At 67.9% G+C, this 1,729-nt stretch carries 1 protein-coding gene; it reads right to left on the bottom strand.

Features of this window, described 5'->3' with window-relative positions:
- On the bottom strand, positions 1 to 1,729 hold a 1,729-nt coding region (locus tag NKJ73_RS33975), incomplete at both ends, for a condensation domain-containing protein (protein ID WP_352572740.1).

Below are 1,729 nucleotides of genomic sequence, written 5' to 3'. Positions count from 1 at the left end.
TCGGCTCGTCGATGTCGGCCAGCCTCGCCCGGAAGAACTCTTCATGCGCCTTGGCATCGACCCCCAGCCGCGCCTGCGCCACCAGCTTGCGGAACGGCTGCGGTGCGGCAAGCTCATGCCCGCGACCTTCCAGCACCGCCCGCACCTCGGCATGCATCACCTCCAGCGTCGTGTGATCGCCGATCAGATGGTGCAGCAGCTCCAACAGCAGCCAGCGCCCCGTGCCCGGCTCGCGCGCGATCACGACGCGCATCAACGGCGCCCGGCCAAGGTCGATGCGGTACTGGCGCGGATCGAACCGCCGCTTCAGCTGCTCGGAACCGGGACCGCCATCCTCGTCCAGCTCGACCTCGCGCACCTCCAGGGCCGCCTTGCGCCACACCACCTGCGCCGGGCTCGACAGCCCCTCCCAGACAAAGGCCGTGCGCAGCATGTCGTGCCGATCCACAACCTGCTGAACCGCACCAAGATAGCGCTCCAACAGGTCACGGTCGGCAAACGCCATCTGCGACACCAGCAGGTAGGGATCGCCCCGCCCGGCCAGAAGATGATGGAACAGGATGCCGTCCTGCAGCGGCGACAGGCAATAGATATCCTGGATGTTGCCGACCCCGCCCGGCACCGTGGCGACGACCCGGTCGATCTCCTGTTGGGTAAGATCGATCAGCGGCAGCATCCGCGGCGTGATCGCCGTGCTCTGCTCGCCGATCAGGTTGGCCGGCACCGCCACCTCGCGATGGCTGCCAAGGCTGGCGGCCAGATCGCAAAGCACCGGCCGGGCGAACAGGGTGCGCACCTCCACCCCGAGCGACAGCCGCCGCAGCCGCTCCATCAGCTGCACGGCCAACAGCGAGTGGCCGCCGAGCTCGAAGAAGTGGTCGTGGCGCCCGATGCGCTCGAGGCCGAGCAGCTCTTGCCAGATCCCGGCCAGCAGCGTCTCGACCTCGCCCTGCGGCGCTTCATAGGCGGTGCGCGCATAGGCCTCGTCGTCGGGAACAGGCAGCGCCTTGCGGTCAAGCTTGCCGTTGGCCGTCAGCGGCAGCGCCGATAGCCGCACGAACGCCGACGGCACCATGTAGTCGGGCAGCCGCGCGCCAAGATGCGCGCGCAAGCCGCCGGCAAGCCCGGCTGCATCTTCGCCCTCGGCTCCGGTCTCGTCCTCCGCTCCGGCCTGCGACGAGCACACTACATAGGCGACGAGCCGCATCTGGCCCGCTCGGTCCTCACGCGCCACCACGACCGTATCGCGCACCCAGGGGTGCTCGCAAAGCCGCGCCGCGATTTCGCCCGGTTCGATGCGGAAGCCGCGGATCTTCACCTGGTCGTCGTTGCGGCCGAGGAACTCCAGATTGCCGTCCGGCAGGTAGCGCGCAAGGTCGCCGGTCCGATAGAGACGGTCGCCTTCCACAAAGGGGCTGGCGATGAACCGCTCCGCCGTCAGCTCGGGCCGGTTGAGATAACCGCGCGCAACGCCGGCCCCGCCGACATAAAGCTCGCCAACCGCCCCGAACGGCACCGGGGCGCCATGACAGTCCAGTAGATAGACCGTCGAATTGCGAATTGGTCGGCCGAGCGGGACCCGTTGCCGACCGTCGGAACCAGCAGGTACCGGATAGCAGAGACTGAAGGTCGTATTCTCTGTCGGGCCGTAGCCATTTGAGATCCGCAGTGTCGGATGTCGCTTCTGGCATGCTTTTACGGAAGCGGCGGAGACCTCTTCGCCCCCGAC

The sequence above is a fragment of the Mesorhizobium sp. M0074 genome, from assembly GCF_040322975.1.
Lineage (GTDB): Bacteria > Pseudomonadota > Alphaproteobacteria > Rhizobiales > Rhizobiaceae > Mesorhizobium.
The sequence above is the reverse complement of the archived record's forward strand: the minus strand, read 5'-3'. Positions and strand labels throughout refer to the sequence as shown.